Origin of the sequence: Ruminococcus sp. 1001136sp1_2201st1_G3_2201SCRN_220225, from assembly GCF_040924365.1 — a bacterium.
Taxonomy (GTDB): domain Bacteria; phylum Bacillota; class Clostridia; order Lachnospirales; family Lachnospiraceae; genus Blautia_A; species Blautia_A faecis.
Genome location: NZ_JBCOME010000142.1, coordinates 1 through 874, shown reverse-complemented (window position 1 = coordinate 874; position 874 = coordinate 1). Strand labels below are relative to the sequence as shown.

Below are 874 nucleotides of genomic sequence, written 5' to 3'. Positions count from 1 at the left end.
GCTCATGGTCCTGGTGATCATTTGCGCAAGCTTACCGGAAATCCGGGATTCCCTGAAGGACAGCCTTGCTCCGATACTTGAAGAAGAATTTGGAGATATGTTCAGTTCTGGGGCTGATTCAGCCTCTTATAAACTGATGGCAGGAGATGTGCTGGAGGTTGGAGAAAATGTGGATGGAGGCATTGTCCCAGGATATTACATTGCTTCCTGTTCAAATGGTTTTGTAAGTTTTATGATCATGGGAGAAGAGGGTGAAAACGGAAGCATGACAGTGACAGATGGCGTGGAGCGTAAGATTACCCTGAAAGAGGGAGATCTGATCGGAATCATAAATACAGAGTCAGAAGATTCCGCATTGATGCTTACTGCTCGTTAAGATTGGGGAAATAATAGTAAAAAATAGTAAAAAAAGGAACCTCGTCAGATGAGTACTTATTTCGTCGGAGGTTTCTTTTTGTATGTTTAGAGCGTGTTTGAAAAATCATTCCCGCAATATGCACGCCCCACTTTGCGGGAAATTTCACCCGAATTCGGTTGCCGCAGCCCGCTACAGCGCCCTTATCCGGGTGAAATCTCCCACAAATTGTGACGCACATATTGTGGAAAGCCTTTTGCAAACAGGCTCTAGCGGATGGTAGTTCCTGTTTTTCCTTCATAGCCCTCTTTGGCATGAGCCATATCAGTAATCACAGTGCTCCGGCCTTCCCCTTTCTCGATAAAGGAAATACCTGCTTCGATTTTGGGAAGCATGGAACCGGAAGCAAACTGGTTCTCTTCAATGTATTTCTTAGCGTCCGCTACAGTGATGCTGCCAAGCTTCTGCTCATTTACCTGACCGTGGTTCAGACTTACGTTCTCTACACTTGTGAGAATC

General features: G+C 45.4%; 2 protein-coding genes and 2 pseudogenes. 2 read left to right on the top strand and 2 right to left on the bottom strand.

Going from position 1 to position 874, the window contains the following annotated elements; all coding sequences use genetic code 11:
* The coding region (locus AB5642_RS20310; protein WP_368371969.1) for a hypothetical protein at positions 1 to 376 on the top strand (376 nt) is incomplete at its 5' end.
* Here AB5642_RS20310 and AB5642_RS20305 read toward each other — a convergent pair.
* Positions 363 to 557 (bottom strand): annotated as a pseudogene (locus AB5642_RS20305) (DUF6783 domain-containing protein); the annotation flags it as partial. The gene AB5642_RS20310 and the pseudogene AB5642_RS20305 sit on opposite strands and share 14 nt — an antisense overlap.
* Here AB5642_RS20305 and AB5642_RS20300 point away from each other — a divergent pair.
* Positions 495 to 638: a DUF6783 domain-containing protein gene (locus AB5642_RS20300; RefSeq protein WP_306467718.1), complete on the top strand. Its 144-nt coding sequence runs from the start codon at positions 495 to 497 to the stop codon at positions 636 to 638. The pseudogene AB5642_RS20305 and the gene AB5642_RS20300 sit on opposite strands and share 63 nt — an antisense overlap.
* On the opposite strand, the pseudogene AB5642_RS20295 reads toward AB5642_RS20300, so the two are convergent.
* A pseudogene (locus AB5642_RS20295) lies at positions 625 to 874 on the bottom strand (carbamate kinase); the annotation flags it as partial. The gene AB5642_RS20300 and the pseudogene AB5642_RS20295 sit on opposite strands and share 14 nt — an antisense overlap.